The 14,894-nt window shown below is 52.6% G+C and carries 18 protein-coding genes and 1 pseudogene; 4 read left to right on the top strand and 15 right to left on the bottom strand.

The window, feature by feature from the left end; all coding sequences use genetic code 11:
• Positions 1-132: 132 nt before the first annotated feature.
• The 14 genes and pseudogenes from ACSFXJ_RS08090 to ACSFXJ_RS08025 all read right to left on the bottom strand — a co-directional run bounded on the left by ACSFXJ_RS08090 (position 133) and on the right by ACSFXJ_RS08025 (position 10,911).
• Positions 133-1,338, bottom strand: a complete 1,206-nt coding sequence (locus ACSFXJ_RS08090; protein WP_435924666.1) for a tail fiber protein — start codon at positions 1,336-1,338, stop codon at positions 133-135.
• On the bottom strand, positions 1,328-1,879 hold the full coding sequence (locus tag ACSFXJ_RS08085; protein ID WP_435925708.1) for a YmfQ family protein: 552 nt from the start codon (positions 1,877-1,879) through the stop codon (positions 1,328-1,330). Before ACSFXJ_RS08085 ends, ACSFXJ_RS08090 begins: the two co-directional genes overlap by 11 nt.
• 64 nt (positions 1,880-1,943) lie before the next feature.
• Complete coding sequence (locus ACSFXJ_RS08080; protein ID WP_435924665.1) at positions 1,944-3,062, bottom strand: baseplate J/gp47 family protein; 1,119 nt, start codon at positions 3,060-3,062, stop codon at positions 1,944-1,946.
• Positions 3,062-3,517 carry a DUF2634 domain-containing protein gene (locus ACSFXJ_RS08075; protein ID WP_435924664.1) on the bottom strand — a complete coding sequence of 152 codons (456 nt, stop codon included), beginning with the start codon at positions 3,515-3,517 and terminating at the stop codon, positions 3,062-3,064. Before ACSFXJ_RS08075 ends, ACSFXJ_RS08080 begins: the two co-directional genes overlap by 1 nt.
• The gene (locus ACSFXJ_RS08070) at positions 3,510-3,875 is read right to left on the bottom strand and encodes a hypothetical protein (protein WP_435924663.1); all 366 of its coding nucleotides are present in this window, start codon (positions 3,873-3,875) and stop codon (positions 3,510-3,512) included. Before ACSFXJ_RS08070 ends, ACSFXJ_RS08075 begins: the two co-directional genes overlap by 8 nt.
• Positions 3,865-4,837 (bottom strand): annotated as a pseudogene (locus tag ACSFXJ_RS08065) (XkdQ/YqbQ family protein). Before ACSFXJ_RS08065 ends, ACSFXJ_RS08070 begins: the two are co-directional and overlap by 11 nt.
• Positions 4,834-5,466, bottom strand: coding sequence for a LysM peptidoglycan-binding domain-containing protein (locus ACSFXJ_RS08060; protein ID WP_435924662.1), 633 nt, complete (start codon positions 5,464-5,466; stop codon positions 4,834-4,836). The pseudogene ACSFXJ_RS08065 and the gene ACSFXJ_RS08060 overlap by 4 nt, the downstream one beginning before the upstream one ends.
• Before the next feature lie 14 nt (positions 5,467-5,480).
• Positions 5,481-7,211, bottom strand: a complete 1,731-nt coding sequence (locus tag ACSFXJ_RS08055; protein ID WP_435924661.1) for a hypothetical protein — start codon at positions 7,209-7,211, stop codon at positions 5,481-5,483.
• A gap of 39 nt (positions 7,212-7,250) precedes the next feature.
• Positions 7,251-7,400 (bottom strand): hypothetical protein, encoded by a 150-nt coding sequence (locus tag ACSFXJ_RS08050; protein WP_435925879.1) that lies wholly within the window; start codon positions 7,398-7,400, stop codon positions 7,251-7,253.
• A 14-nt stretch (positions 7,401-7,414) separates the two neighbouring features.
• Complete coding sequence (locus tag ACSFXJ_RS08045; protein WP_334075223.1) at positions 7,415-7,873, bottom strand: phage tail assembly chaperone; 459 nt, start codon at positions 7,871-7,873, stop codon at positions 7,415-7,417.
• Positions 7,874-7,910: 37 nt separating this feature from the next.
• Positions 7,911-8,327 carry a phage tail tube protein gene (locus tag ACSFXJ_RS08040; protein ID WP_435924660.1) on the bottom strand — a complete coding sequence of 139 codons (417 nt, stop codon included), beginning with the start codon at positions 8,325-8,327 and terminating at the stop codon, positions 7,911-7,913.
• 19 nt (positions 8,328-8,346) lie between these two features.
• Complete coding sequence (locus ACSFXJ_RS08035) at positions 8,347-9,804, bottom strand: phage tail sheath family protein (RefSeq protein ID WP_435924659.1); 1,458 nt, start codon at positions 9,802-9,804, stop codon at positions 8,347-8,349.
• 1 nt (position 9,805) lies between these two features.
• Positions 9,806-10,048, bottom strand: coding sequence for a hypothetical protein (locus ACSFXJ_RS08030; RefSeq protein ID WP_435924658.1), 243 nt, complete (start codon positions 10,046-10,048; stop codon positions 9,806-9,808).
• A gap of 8 nt (positions 10,049-10,056) precedes the next feature.
• Positions 10,057-10,911 carry a hypothetical protein gene (locus ACSFXJ_RS08025; RefSeq protein WP_435924657.1) on the bottom strand — a complete coding sequence of 285 codons (855 nt, stop codon included), beginning with the start codon at positions 10,909-10,911 and terminating at the stop codon, positions 10,057-10,059.
• A 358-nt stretch (positions 10,912-11,269) separates the two neighbouring features.
• On the opposite strand from ACSFXJ_RS08025, the gene ACSFXJ_RS08020 reads away from it, so the two are divergent.
• The gene (locus tag ACSFXJ_RS08020) at positions 11,270-12,298 is read left to right on the top strand and encodes a hypothetical protein (RefSeq protein WP_435924656.1); all 1,029 of its coding nucleotides are present in this window, start codon (positions 11,270-11,272) and stop codon (positions 12,296-12,298) included.
• 191 nt (positions 12,299-12,489) lie between these two features.
• Here the strand turns inward: ACSFXJ_RS08020 and ACSFXJ_RS08015 are convergent, their stop codons facing one another.
• Positions 12,490-12,984: an ArpU family phage packaging/lysis transcriptional regulator gene (locus tag ACSFXJ_RS08015; protein WP_435924655.1), complete on the bottom strand. Its 495-nt coding sequence runs from the start codon at positions 12,982-12,984 to the stop codon at positions 12,490-12,492.
• A 292-nt stretch (positions 12,985-13,276) separates the two neighbouring features.
• Here ACSFXJ_RS08015 and ACSFXJ_RS08010 point away from each other — a divergent pair, with 292 nt between their 5' ends.
• The 3 genes from ACSFXJ_RS08010 to ACSFXJ_RS08000 all read left to right on the top strand — a co-directional run bounded on the left by ACSFXJ_RS08010 (position 13,277) and on the right by ACSFXJ_RS08000 (position 14,741).
• A complete protein-coding gene (locus ACSFXJ_RS08010; RefSeq protein ID WP_435924654.1) occupies positions 13,277-13,639 on the top strand; it encodes a helix-turn-helix domain-containing protein in 363 nt (120 codons plus the stop codon).
• A gap of 138 nt (positions 13,640-13,777) precedes the next feature.
• The gene (locus ACSFXJ_RS08005; protein WP_435924653.1) at positions 13,778-14,389 is read left to right on the top strand and encodes an ImmA/IrrE family metallo-endopeptidase; all 612 of its coding nucleotides are present in this window, start codon (positions 13,778-13,780) and stop codon (positions 14,387-14,389) included.
• 1 nt (position 14,390) lies between these two features.
• Positions 14,391-14,741, top strand: a complete 351-nt coding sequence (locus ACSFXJ_RS08000) for a hypothetical protein (RefSeq protein WP_435924652.1) — start codon at positions 14,391-14,393, stop codon at positions 14,739-14,741.
• Positions 14,742-14,894 lie beyond the last annotated feature (153 nt).

Genomic DNA, 14,894 nt, shown 5'->3' with positions numbered 1-14,894 from the left:
ACTCAATCGCTACTACTTGATTCGTTGATTGGAAAGTTCTGATCATATTCATTACCCCCACATTTTTTATGTTAGCCCCGGAACTGCTTCGTAAACGTAATAAGGTTCCTTAATGTCAGTTATCGCCCTTCTCTAGCCATAAATCAGCGTTCCACTCATATTGTCTACAGAAGCAGTAAAGGTTGATGATCCGCTGCCGTTAACCGCGAATACCCCGATTTTTTGCTCAGCTGACCTGTTATAACTGCTTTGAAGTTGTGCAACTTTCGTAAACTGCTGGCTGCTGCCATTTCCCCAGGTTACCATGACAATGTTATTTACAAAATCAACGCTAAAACTCATGGGGTATATTGAGGAACTATAATCGTAATCACTGAAAAGCTGCACATAGTTACCGCTGGTGTATTCTGTACCCGTGAATAGACCTATTGACATATAGTCGGTACTATGGTTACCGCTACCAGCCGAGAATTTCTGTGCGGTGTGATAGTTAAAATCTCGGTAACTAGTAGGAAAGGCACCCCAGACAATACTATAAACGTAGCTGATATAACTCAAATTTGGCGGCAAGGTAATAACGGTATCTAATAACCGTAAAGCCCCAGCCGAGACATTTGTTCGGGGATAAGCATAGCTTATCGTCGCGCTGTTCGCCCCCACCAGCGTTCCGGTTACACCGCCAATATTTATTCCACTCTTTACATTACCCGCGACCAAGTTTGCAAAAGAAGCTGTAATTTTGCCACTCCCATTGTGATAACCAGCTGGAATTGTATACTGTCCGCCTTGTGTAGTTATTGTTGACGTTTTCGCGCCCTGATTCGGCATTGAGCCAATCAAGCCATTACCGCCCGCATTTGAGAACGTCTTTCCACTTAATACATCGGCTGCTGTTGCATCCCCATTCGCCTTGATTATTGCCGCCATTTTGGGAATAAGCTGAGCCCATGACTCCGAAGTGGATGCCGTTACACCTATGGAATTGAGCGCGGCAACCACTTCCGCTTTACGATCAATTCCAGACTGAAAAGCCTGATCAGCTTTGGATTGTGCCGCAGTTGCTGCCAGATTAGCTGCGTTCGCCGTTGTCTGCGCTGCCTGTGCCGCACTCATTACTTGCCCAACAGCCTTCTCCGAAGCAGCCACGTCACTCCGCGTCCCATTCGTTGCATCGGAAAGCGGGAAATCAATATCCCCCAACTCCTCCCGCACTTCCCCCACCGCCGCATCAATCTTATCCCAGTTTTCATTCAGCATCGTCTGAATGTTAAACGTATCGTTCCCGTCCGCGACAGGGTCTTTCTTCAATAAATTAAGGTTAGGCGTATTACTGGCCATTTGGACCACCTCCTGCAAATTTGGATAAAGGGATTTGCTCCATTTCTTGTAGAGATTTAACGCCGTGAAGTTCCTTGATCAGCAAATAACTGAACTCATACTCCACCGCCAAATGCGCCGGTTTGATTTCCTCGATGACCGCTTTCAGGTCGTCGAGATTCGGCGGGATGCCGATCGTATCGACGAATTTGATTGTAAAGCTCCATTCGGCCGGTTGGAAGGTGACGTCGACGGTGCCGCCGTCATAGGCTTCGGCGACGTTTTTGACGAGGCGGCCGGAGAATTGGCCGGCTCCGCGGAGCTTGGATTCGACGAGCGCGCGCCGCTGCTCCAAAGGCTTGTTCGGCTCGGTCGGGATGCCAAGCTCGGCCTCCCACCGGTCCAATCCCCAGGTCGCGGTCCGGACGAAAAACTGGTCAAGCGTTTCGTTCAACGCACGGTAAAGCTCGTCGAGCTCCGCCCCTTTGGCAGCCATATCGGATTTCATAACCCGGGAATTTTCATAGTACCCCGGCAAATAGGAGAACATTTCGCGCCCCATCGGGGTTCGTTCAAGATCAAAAGAACCGGAACTTGCACCCAACTTGCTAGTCAAAACACCTAAACTACTCATGCACATCCACCGTCCCCAGCACCGCGACCTGCCCTGGCAGAATCTCGATATTCGCATCCGTTCTGCCGTTGACGGACAATTCGGCATAGTCGACGATGGCAGGCAAATCCAGCAGGACCGCCGCGATCCGGGTGTACCGCACAAGCGGATCCGCAAAAGCCAGCGTCTTCAAATACGCGCGGATTCCGTCTTCAATATTTGTTGTAACCTCATCCAAAGAGGCTCCGGCAACGAGCGTCAGTCGGACCGAGAGATCAATGGGCACCTCTTCGGCGGCCATCACCTTCACGATCGGCCCGGCCGGAGCCATGCCCTCGCCCTGCCCGTCCATCGTCGGATCGATGTACTCCTGGACCGCGGCGACGATATCCGCATTTGCCGCCCGTTTTTCGGCGTCCAACAAATAAATGCCCACGGTTCCCGGCCCATTCCACAATGGACGCACCTGAACGCCGCCGACGCCCGGCACCTCCCCGGCCCACTTCATGTACTGCGCTTTGTTGCCGCTGGTCCCCTGATTGCGAACCTGGGCATAAAAACGCTCCAGCAGCAGCTCATCGGACTCGACATCCGCTCCCCCGCGGGTTTCCTGCTGGTTCGTTACCGCCGTGATCCCGCCGACCGGCGTGGACATGACGGTGATGACTCCCGCCGGGACGATGCCCGCCCGGCCAGCCGCCAGCGCCCGGATCGGAGCCTCCCCCAAACCATCGGCGCCCAAGGTTACCGGCTCCGTCGTCTCGTATTCGATCGAGGCTTCCGCCGTAATTTCGTCGGCCGGGGTAGCCACCACGGTACCCGCGGGCACCGCCTTACCCGGCACTCCCGTGAACCTGACCGTGCCGACAGCCGCAACAGCTTCCCGTCTGGTCAGTCCATGCTCTGCGGCCCGCAAGTCGAGATACTCCCCGAAAGTCGTGTCCGCAAAACCGCGCTTCAGCACCTGCCGAGCCCAGCCAGCCGCTTCCGCCAGCGCGAAAGCCACCGGAGCCTGGGCATCCCAAATAAAAGAACCCTCGGATTTATCGATATCCGAAGGCACCCGGTCCAGCATTCGCCGCATAATCGTTTCTTCCGTTTCTTCCTGCAAAAAAAGCGGCAGCTCCGCCATCAGCTCACGCTCCCTTCCAAAGTCATTTCTTCATCGCGGATATTCGTTACCCGGCAAGAGAAGGAACATTGCTCCCCCTGCCATTCAAAAACAAACCCCTCCACGCCTGCCGTGCGGGGATCAACCATCAACGTTTCCCTGGCGATCCGCTGGATCTCGCTCTCCTGAACGGCCCGGCTATCCCCCTTGCCGATCAGTTCCTCGAATTCCTGTCCGTAATCCCGCGAATAAACGAGATGCCGGTAACGGGGCGTCCGAATCGCTTTTTGGCACCACATGACCCAGGCTTCCGTGCCTTCGGCTCCGGCGATTTTTCGCGTCGGCGTCATTACAAACTCCCCGGCGTCAAAATCGAACCTCCAGCTTCTCCCGAACCGAACATCCGAAGCCTGCGCTTCAGCCGCCGGATCCGTTTCCCAGGAACGTTCCATCGCCTCCGGAAAAAGATTAGCCACCCCTGCTCACCACCTTGCAGATCACGACCGCGTCATGCCCGCCGTTCAACGGGATTACCAGGACCCGGTCCCCGGGTTTATATTCGAGCTTCAATGAGGTTTCCTTCGTCTCAGAGGGCTGAAAAGCATATTTCACCGCGTCCGTCGCCGAGGTCAATTTGAACTCGGGCAGCTTCAACGTTCCGGGAAATTCAGCCAAATAATAATCTCCAATCTCATGCTTGAACCGGTCCAGCTTCAAACCGGAAGCGGTGATGGTGCCAAGCTCGATGGTGACGCCCGAAAGGGCCTCCTTCGTCTTGCTGACGGCATTGTCCCGCAACGTCACCGCCAGCGCCGTGTATGGATCAACTGTCAAGAAAATACCTCCTTTTTACGTCCTCAAATGAAGACAGCTCCAAGGTCATATGCCCGGGATCGCCAAGCTGGTGAGTGACCGAAGTGACGATTAAGCCCATCCCGTTGAAATTGACTTTATCGCCGGCGCGGATCGTATTCAGGTCCGTACAGGAGACGGAATAAGTTACGCCTTTTCCCGTGAGCATCGACTCGGCCATTTTTTTTCGCGGCATCCGCCGTTTTGACATCGTCATCCTGCACGATCCGTTGAAGCACCCCGTATTCGGCCGTTTGGGCCGAGGCGATCGCCAGCACCTTGGAGGGGGCGTCTTGTCCGCTTTCGCTGCCGAGCACCTTGACTCTCGTCACCGTTTCTTCCAGCGTGCGGTTTTGCGTGGCCTCTTCGATGCCTTCCAGCCTCCACACGGTTTTGTTTCCGCCGATTTTGAACAGCTCCAGTCCCGAAGCGGTCATTCGCGGGATATACATATCGCCGCCGGATTTCACCGTTTCCTTCAGATCGGACATGATCATGTTGTAAATCGTCTGGGCGCGGTACACCGATTTTTTCAGCTTGGTCTTCGTGTCCGGGACCTGGGCAAGCTTGATGTTCCAATCGGCCGCATGCTTTTTGAGCCGCTGGGAAGCCGTTCCTCCCGCCGCAAAAAGACACTCGTCCTCCGATTTTGCCAGATAGATCGTCCGGTCATAGACCGTGAGCGTCATCTTCTTGGTCATCCCGGCCGTGCTGCTGCAATCCCAAACGACGCCCGGATGAAGCAGGTACACCTGCCCGGACTCGCCGAACGGCACGCCGCTGACGTGAATCTCCTGTCCGGGTTCGATCCCCGGAAAATCCGCCGGAATATTCATGGTGACGGAAGCCTGATAGGCAATCTGATCGAGCGAATCGCTCAGCGAAATGCTTTCGATCAGCTCGCGAAGGTAATACTTGTTTTGCAGCACCACCTCGTAACTCATGACGGCATCACCAGCTTCTGACCGGGCTTGATCTTGTTCGGATCTTTGCCGATGATTTTCACGTTGGCGTTGTAGATGTCCTGCCACTTGGCGCTGTTACCGAGCTCGAGCTTCGCGATTTTGGACAGCGTGTCCCCGGATTTGACCGTGTACGTTTTGGCTTTCGGCTTGGTGTCCGGACGGGAACCTTGCGATTTTTGGGCTGCCGCCGCATTTGTATGAACCTTCATGTCCCGCCAGGTGCGTGCCGTCAGTTCAAAATAAACGTCTCCGGGTTCACCGCCCTTGAACGTGGAATTATGCGCGGAGATCATGACGAGGACGTTGACCGCCGTGTCGGTAATAATCAGCCTGACGGGAGTCTTGCTGTTCATCATCCGGGTGAGCCGGTTCATCGCCTCCTGCGGATCGGGAAGATTGCTGTACTTGCAGTACCCCTCGTCATACGACGCCGGAAAAAAAGAAGAGAAGGCGATTTCCTTCACCTTCTCTCCGGCCGGGAAGTCGTACTCCCCGAGGGACAAAATATTAATCGTCTCCAGCGATTTTCCCCTGGTGATCGTTATTTCTTCGGGATTGACCGGAAACTGAAAATCGTTCCCCGCCGCATCCCTCAAGTGAATATCCAACGCGCTTCCCTCCTTTAACTCACGTTTTGCATGGCGAGCCTGATTTCGTTTGTGATCTTTTGGGCGGTTACTTTTCCGATTTCTTCGTAGTTGATTTCGTCTTTGTTGACGGTAAGACTGACGGAACCCTTAGGTAGGGTTACATTAATTTGCGGCGAAGTCGCCGTTCCTTGATAATAATTCAGGTTTGCCGCATTGAAAGGCCGCCACTGTTCCGTGCTTTTAGAGGCTATTTGCTTCGGTAAAGAATTTACGGCATTGTTATTTACGGCATTGTTATTTAAGGCAAGATTATCCGTTCCGGTAGCCATATCTTTCTTCTTTTTCTTTTTAGAAAATTTATCGTATAGAAAACCGCCCAGTTTACCGCCGAGAAAATCACCTGCCATTGAACCAAGTGTCGCTCCCACGATAGTTCCCGCTCCAGGAATAATGGAGCCGATAGCACCGCCAATGGCTCCTCCCGCAGCGGATAAAGCCGCCGAAGCGGTTGCTTTTGTTTTATCCCGTTTTGAACCGGCTGTGGCAATGGTACCGGCATCCAAAAGTAAACCGGCCGGGCCTGGAAGATCGATGGCCTTACCCACTTTCCCAAGAAATTTTGCTCCGCCTTTCAACCATCCGCCGGTCTTCTCAAGCAGATTCGGAGTGTTTTCCTTGACAAAGGTAGCCCCTTTTGCAAGTGCATTTTTCCCGCCTTCCAGTATAGCAGGCCCATTCTTATCAAGAAGGCTGAGCCCGCCGCCAATCAAGGTAGCGATCCCCGCTTGCTTCAACCCTGATTTTGTTTTCGTTAAAGTTTTTCCCAAAGTATCGGTTAATTTCGATCCTCTCCGCTGATTGGCAATCCTTCGATTCGGTGATACGGAGGAATCATTATCGACTCCGCCTATTCTGCGGCTTTTCGATCCGTTTCTGCCTTTTTTTCTTTCGCCTGCCCCCGTGCCGCCGTAACCGCCGGCACCGTAACCGCCTCCGCCGCATTTACATTGACAAGAACTTGAACTTGCAGAGGCCTTTTTATCGTTACTGTCGTCTTTCTTAAGAATTTTTTTATCGATAAAGCTTTTGGCCCCATCTTTGGCGTAATCCTTGGCAAGGTCCTTCCCAATACTCAAAGTAGAGTCCCATACCGATTTTAATCCGTCCTTAAGGATGGTGACGACTTTGCTCTCGCCTCCATTACCAGAGCCAGTTGCTCCCTTACCCGTTTTTCCTGTACCAGTCGCCGCCGTGCCGGCAGCAGCTCCTTGAGTTCCGCCGCCAAGCTTGCCGGCGATATTTTTCGGATCGATCACGGATAAAAAGGATTGAAAATATGTCTCCCCTGCCTTCTTACCCGAATCCGTAAAAGTAGTCCCGTTCTCAAGCAGTTCCGTTAAAGGTTTTGTAATAATCGCATCCCAATCCACCCCCGCTAGTGACACACGCCAGGGCGTGGAGGATAATCCAGCCAATGAGGCGCGGATTTTTGCTGCACTAGCCGACACATTGTCCACAGGGCGAATGGTTGGACTCGCTTTTGTACGCTGAATTTGCGATAAGGTACGCATAACCTTTTCAGCCGTTAATGAAAAACGGTCGTCCAGGGAGAGCTTAGGGACAATCTTGGTTTTACCCAAAAGCGCCGCCCTCTTCTGCGTTTGTTCCAGCAGCTTATCTAATTTACTAAGCTTTCTCTCCGTTTCTTCGACCTTGCCGCTATCCGTTTCAATTTCCAAACTCAGTATTTCTTTATTCGCCATATGCCCTCCTTTCTCCGTATAGCGCCTTGCTTTATGAGCTTAGCCTCCGGGCGAGGAAGGCGGAGACATCATCTCCAGCTCCCTCTCCGAAAAAGCCCGCAGCAGCAGGCGCTCGCCTTTGGGTAGAGACCAGAATACCCCGGGGCGAAGATGATGCCGCGCCCACAAATGGAACAGCAGCGTCGTCATGCCGCCGGAGTCGATCAGTTTTTTACGTCGTCGATGTCTACCCCGAAGCCGGAAATTTCGAGCACTTTGTCCCCCACCGCGTCCAGTTCCCCGGCCAGCAGCATCCGCCGCACGGCTTCTTCGCCGCCGGACAGCTTCAACCGGCTGATGAGCCGGTCATCGCCCCAGCCGCTGAGTTTGACGCATTGCTCTCCGCCATCCTCCAGCTTTTTGACGACCTCCAAAGCCGCGGTCGCTTCCTTAATCAAAGCCGCATTAAACAGTTCGCTGTCGATTTTTTCGGTCACCTGGCCTTTGGCCGTTTTGCGGACCGTGCAGCGTTCGCGGATCGAATCCACCTTGCTGGAGGTCAGACCCCGCAGCGTAATCCGCAAGCTTAAGCGCCCAATAAAAATGGTCTCTTCCGGCAGATTCGCTGCCGTCTCGAAGAGACCGTCCAAAATATCCTGTTCATTCCATTGTTCCGTGCTCATGTGTTGGGATCCTCCTTAAACTTCGGTTTCATAAAAATCAGGACACGGTGATCGGGTCCAGCAGCTCGTAGGATTCAAACGTGAACGCCGTTTCCTCCGCCACTTCCTCGCCCGCGGTCCAGTTCGCCAGTTGGATTTTGTCCACCATGCAGTTGTTCAGCTGAATCCGTTCAAATCCGTAGGCTTCCGGATCGTCGAGCTTGTGAATGATCGAAAATTTCTGGAATCCTCTCGAGATCATGTCGGACGAGACTTTGTAACCGCTCATCGTGCCGGTTCCTTTTTTGCGGCCCAGTTTAAAAACGGTGTAATCCGTACCGACCAGATTCAATTCGCGTTTCTCCGCTTCCACATTGGCCTCCAGATGGTTCAGGTTCGACTGCCATACGCCATCGATAAAAATTTGGCCGAACGTCCCCATAATGATGCGACCCGGATCAAGATATTGTGCCATTTGCTATTCCCCCTCGAAATTATTGCACGTAAAACGTGCCGAAAATTTGTTCCATTACATCGGTGTCGTCCGCCGTCCAAGCCAGGAACACCTGGTCATCCTCCGGCTGGAATTGCGGCGCGGTACCGTAGAATCGCGGATCGAGCGTCACGTCGAAGCCCGTGGATTCGATGACATTTTCCATCGCAAGGGATTGCAAATACTGCTTCCCGGCGCTGATCAGCGCAAGGCGTCCCTCTTCGGTGTTGTTCACCTTGCCGATATAGATGTCCTCCGCGGTCCGCTGCAAATCGGCATTGATTTGGTCCATGACACGGATTTTGCGGATTTTTTTCCAGCCCTTGTTTTGGCCTTCGCGCAGCGAAACCAAGCTGTTCACGCCCCGCAGCACCTTCACCTTCCGACCGTCATGCACCAACAAAAAGACGCCGTTCTGCACGCCCGTTTCCTGCTCGGAGCGGGTCCAGCGGCGGGTCACGTCCTCAAACGGAGATGCGGCATACGTGGTCGACTCCTTCAGGGATTGGCCGGCGATCAGCCCGGCAACCCATGCCGCCACTTGGGCGGAGGAGTACGATTTGCCGTTCATTTTTGCGCCCGTGCCGACGTTGACGATGCCTTCGTAATCGATTGCCGTACTGCGGGCAACCGCCTTGTTTACGGCATCCGCTGCGGTATCTTCTGCAGCCGTGCCGCCCAATGTCGCGATAATTCCTTTACCTTCGTTACGGACGCGCTTCAACCAAGCGGTGATGCTGGTGCGCAGCGCCGCGTCGGTGACGCCGTCCAACGTCAGCACATGGAAGTCCTGCGTTTCGAACGCTTCGGTCGCTTGGATATAATCCGCGTTCGTGATGCCGGAAATGCCGCTTTCCCCGCCGGAAAAAGCTTCGCCAGAGACGTCCGCGAGCACGCCGTCGGCGATTTTTTCCGCTGTGATCCATTTGTTGGCGGCATCGCCGTTGATGGCTTCCACGGCTGCAGCAGCTTCCCCATTTCCGATCGCGATCGTACGGAGCAGCGTTCCGCCTTCATAAAGCTTCAGCTCTTTCGCGCCTGCCAAGGAGAGGCTCGGCTGGATCGTCACCTTGAAGCCGTTCCCGCGTTTGCCGGGATAAATCGCCTTAAGTACAACGCTGTTGTCGGCTGCCGCCGTATTCAGCGTCAGTTCAGCTGCCGCCGCCGAGCTGTCGACGATCCGGTATGCGAGCAGCTTTTTCGGCCCGCCCAGCAAGGCGAAGTACAGCGTCGTATAAGCGGATGCGCCGTCGGACTCATCCTCCGAAAACAGTTCCTTAATCGCGGCTTCATTCGCCACTTCAACAAATTGATTAACCGGCCCCCAATGGGATTTTACCGGGGCTACTACGACCCCGCGCGCCCCCGGCTGAATCGCCGTTCCCGCCGCGCTCACAAAATTCATGTACAAGCCGGGAAGCACCGGCTGGTTCGTTACGCTCCAATTTCCTCCTGCCATATTACTGCACCTTCCTTTTCAAAAATTGTTGGACTAACTGTTTTGCCTCCTGCACGTTAAAAGCTTCCTGCCGGGTTCCATGAACAGCGCCTGTCAGTACTTCCGGCTTAACGCCGAGAAGGGGCAAGCTGTGTTCGGTCAGTTCATCGAGCGAATAGACCGGAACGACCGAAGCCGCCCGGGAGGCGGCATTGGTTTTGGATGCCGTCTTTTTGACGGGTTCTTTTTTCGCTGCCTTCAACATTTCTCACCTCAAATATGGGATTCGTAATGGACAAATTGCATGAGTGGCGCCGGATCTTCGGTCAAAAGGGTGACTCTCCGGCTTAAAGCAACGGTTAGCGGACCTTCCCCGGTCGCGGCGTAACCATCGGCAAGGCTTTTGGTATTGACCTGCGGCCCGTTCACCCTGACAAATGTGCGTTCATCCGCGCCAAGCGGAATTTTCGCCGCCGCCCCCAAGCCCTCCACAAGCTGCATTAAAACCATATGTTCCTCATCGGAATCCTTGGCCTGGATATAGGCTGTCGCTTTCTTTTGCAGTTCGTAGGACGACAATCCTCTTGGAGATGCGGTAGTTTCGGTGATTCGCCAAAGGATGGACGGGACGGTAGGGATGGACGGCCAATTTCCGCTATAAACGGACCAATTGGCTCCCAGCTTTTGCTGCGTCCATGCGACGAGCGCCGTTAACCACGGATCGCTGATGACAAGCGTCTCCCCGGCAAGCGGCCGCGGCGACAGGCTCGCGAAAGACAAGAGCCGCACCACAGCGGTGTTTTCCTCATCGAGCGTGTCCGGACCGGCGTGCCCTTCCGAGAAAACCACCCAGTTCCCGGCGGTTTCGTCTCTCAACAGCTGCTTATCCAAAGCTCCGGTGACGGAAGCGGTCAGCGCATCCAATTCTCGGGTCGGATCGGGGTCCTTCGGGGCATAAAGCCGGATATGGAAAGGATACCGCCATCCTTTCCATGGGCTTCCCCCGCTATCAACCTCTTGAGACAGCACCGCATAGGGCATTGCCGGATTCGATCCGGGCGGTTTTTTTGAGAGGATGTAAACCTCTTTCAGCTCCGGGACGGCTTCCAACAGTTTGCCGCGAATCACGGTCAGCGTTTGGTCTGGTATGATGTTTCACCTCCTTTCGCGATGTGGCGAGGTGGAGAGATTTTGGTGCAATAAAAAAAGCCGCCGATAGTTTTCAGCAGCTTTTTCGTCATATGATGTTGGTGCCCGGAAAAGCACCGGACAGAGCGGCCATAACCCCTTCAAGCAGGAGTTTGGAGGTAACTTCAACTTCGATCATCGCTTCCTCCTCCCCAGCTCGCATCCTTCCAGCACGCACCTCGGCAAGCTGCAAAACTGCCTGGTTCCTTCAAAACGCCCCCAGATGCATCCGATGCAATGATGGGGCTGTGTCCAATCCTCCTCCGTTGAAGCTAACGCTTTGACCGGAGGATTTTTATTGTTTTTGCGTGCATTCAAATCGGCTTACCTCCCAAAAATGAAAAACCGCCGAACATGTCGGCGGCTTTCGCGTATATTTTTTGCGGATGATCGGATTCACGATTTCCACAATACCAATTTACCACGGGAAAAGTCGAACGAATGGACAAGGGGCGGCAAGATAGCGGACAAAAATAGGAACGCATGTTCTTATCTAAAAAGTAATAATATAAGACAATTTTTAAACTTATTGGAATGGCAGGGTGTGTATACTGAAAAAAATGGGATTGGAGGAACACGTTTGAAAAGATTATTTTTCGCCTCAATCATTTCTGTCATTTTATTGTCCGGATGCGTCAATCAACAGATGCTGAACCTGGATAACAGGATTACCGGCGAGCCTGCGGAAACCGATTTCTCAAAGTCCGATACAGCTCCTAAACCGAGCCTGCTTCTATCCGAAACGCCGGACAAAAAAGTCGCTATATATGGTAATGAAGGAACACAAAGCGATATATTTAAAACGCTGACGATACATTTTGACGGCGAAGCAAAGGATTACGATTGGATAAATGTTACGAACCCTTCCTTTTACCCGCAAATCTTTCTCGTTGATCTCAATGCCGACGGTGAAAAAGAAATTGCCGTAGTTTTGACGACAGGCTCAGGAACCGGAATCTTTGAATCGGAAGTCCATATCCTGACGCATCATTTCGCGGAAATTCCAATTGACGATCCCAGAGAATTCGTGATGAAGAAGTTGAAGGTGGATGTGGTGACGGATCACGAAATTCGTAAATATGAAGCTTCCTATGATGGAAGAAAATATTCAAATGTATTTCAGGATAACGATACGAGCGAGTGGTTTGAGGTTCCAACGGTTAAAAATATATTGAGATTCGGTATTCAAAACGATAAGCTGATCGCCGACCTCCCTGTTCAAATCGGAATGGGCGTTTTTCTGGGAGTCGCCACGGTGAAATATGAATTCACAGACGGGAAATTGAAGCCTTCCGAATTGGATATCACAAAGGACGGGAGTTTATGAGGAGGAAGGGGAAGAGAACCTTGAAACCATTCACAATGCTGGAAAAAATCATCATCAGCAGCGTTCTGGGATTTGCCGCATTATTCATCATAGGCTTTTTCTTGTTCTGGTTCGTCATTTCCAACGCGGTAGCGCCTTGACCGCAAAAACAAAAAAGCCGGCGGAAGCCAGCCTCTCATTTTTTTTAACATTCATCTGGCTTTGGCCGTTGCAACCATGCCGGCTTCCTGTTCCTCGTAAACTTCCAAATTCATCGCCAGTGCCAGTATGCGGATGGCATCCGCTTTGATCCGGCGGTACGTGCGGTCGCTGATGCCCATCTCGCCGCAGCTGATAAAGTCGAACTCTCCCTCGGGATCGAGATAGCTCCGTTCGATGACTTCCCGCTGCATTTTCGTTAGTCCGGCCAGGGCTTTGTCCAGAAGTTCGGATTTGCGGACAAGCTCGGCCTCGCGGTCCACATTGGATATGGCGGTACGCTCTGCGGGCTTTCCGACGGCATGGGTGGCGCCATGATATCGTGGCTCATAATTTACGGTGATTGCCGCCTCCCGGCGAATGAAACCGAACTGCCGATACTGGCGGACTTCTTCCAGACGTTTTTCTACCGCGGCCCGCGTGGCCGGATAATCGATCGGCATTGCTTCAAATGCGGTTAATAGCAGGCTTGTCCGTTTTCTTCCCATGGCGATCCCTCCAAGTATGATTTAAAAAGTTACCAAATCGGTAATTGAATGCTGACAACTCCTCTGTTCGAATGGTGGTGCCTAACAGGATAAATGAAGCCCTTTTTTTCGTTGATATGAGCTAAATCTCCTGATATACTGGATTTGTTTACCGAATCGGTAATGTAACTTCATTATAAGTTACCATTTTGGTAATGTCAATTAATTTCCAACCGTGAAATTTTTTAACTTTTTATTTACCATTTTGGCAATAACATGTTATACTATCCCAAATGGGAAAAGAGGAGTTTCTATGCAAAGTCTTGGCGATCGGATCAAATTCCTTAGGGAACAAAAGCAAATGACGCAAAAAGATCTCGCGGTGAAAGCGGGACTTACCGTCGTTCAGTTGTCCCGATACGAGACGAGCGACCGCAAACCGGACCCCGAATCGCTACGCAGCATCGTCGACGCATTGGATACGAATGCGGATTACTTGCTCGGACGGACGGAGGACGCTTCGCCTTCTTACGGGAAAAGCGTCAGCATGTCTTTTTACGGCGGGCCCGAGGCTTATACGGCGGATGAAATCGCGATGATGGAAGCGGCGCTTAAAGCATACCGAGAGCAGAAAAAAAAATTGCTGGAGCCAGACGGAAATCCAGATAAAAAATAAAGGATTTCGGTCAGCGGCGTCGAATCAAATAACCAAGGCAAAACCGACAAATGCGATATAACGAGCAGGCCCTGACGATTTGGAGGGCCCTTCTTTTCCGATAAATACCGAACATACATTCTCTTTTGGGGTGGTTATATGTTGTTTTCTTATTATAAGGAAACAGAATTGGAGCAGTGGATCAGCGGCTTATATTTAAAACACGGGATTACGAGCACGGCCGAGCACGATATCGAGCATATTGCCCGGGCTTTCGGCGTGGAGCTGGTTTACGAGGAATGTCCTCCTTTTTCCGATAATGAGGAGCAAGTTATTTTTTTGAATAAGCATGCTGACGAGATTACATCACGGGTCGTGTTTTTTCATGAGCTATGCCATTGTTTGAGGCATGCCGGAGATCAAAGAACCATGTCCGCTTTGTTCAGGAGCGCCCAGGAATCCGAGGCGGAGCAGTTCGTCTTGTACGCGGCGATCCCCTTCTACATGTTCGTCAAGCTCCCGGTCCCCGATCAGCGGGGGGAGGCCATTCATTTTCTGGCCGAAACGTTTCGCGTCCCTTACGAGTTGGCGGAAAACCGGCTGGACCAAATCCAGCGGCGGGTGCTGCACGGCAGCCTGATGGCCGCGGCCAAGGAAGCCGACCGTCAATTACATAGCCAGTCAGCGATGGAGTGGTCCGGAGAAACAAGGCGCGTCTTGGCCCAGCTGGAACGCCAGATCGGCGGCATGCACATCAAAGGGGTGCGATAAATTGCGGCTGTGGCTGTATTGCGATTTCGTCGTCGAGGAAGTTCGGCCCCTTCAGTTGATCGTCGAGACAGAGGCGGGCGAACTGGATTGGAGCGAAAATTTGTATTTGCCCCTGGCAGGTCCGTTTGAACGATGGGAATCCGAACAATTTGCCGACTTAACCGGCGTCTCCGTACTGTTGGAGGATCTTATTTTGAAACGCTCGGAGGATGAGGAGCTCGGGATATTGCTGCCGCAAATCGCCCGCCGTCATCCCGGAACAGACATCCAGCTGCTTATCGTTCAAATCCCGGATGCGGAGGAAGTTCTCGGGTTTAAATGGGGGGAGAGGCTTATGGACGGTCTTGCCTGAACCGGTCCAATGCTACGCTCGCTGCGCTTTTCGAAAGAAAGAGCTATAATGTGGTAAGAATAGTAAGGAGCCGTGCCCAACACGACTCCTAAGTACAATAACTGCATAAAGAGCAGTCGGCCATACAAGTCAGGTCGAGAATAGACCGTTTCC

The organism is Paenibacillus salivarius (assembly GCF_051307165.1).
GTDB lineage: Bacteria > Bacillota > Bacilli > Paenibacillales > Paenibacillaceae > Fontibacillus.
The sequence above is the reverse complement of the archived record's forward strand: the minus strand, read 5'-3'. Positions and strand labels throughout refer to the sequence as shown.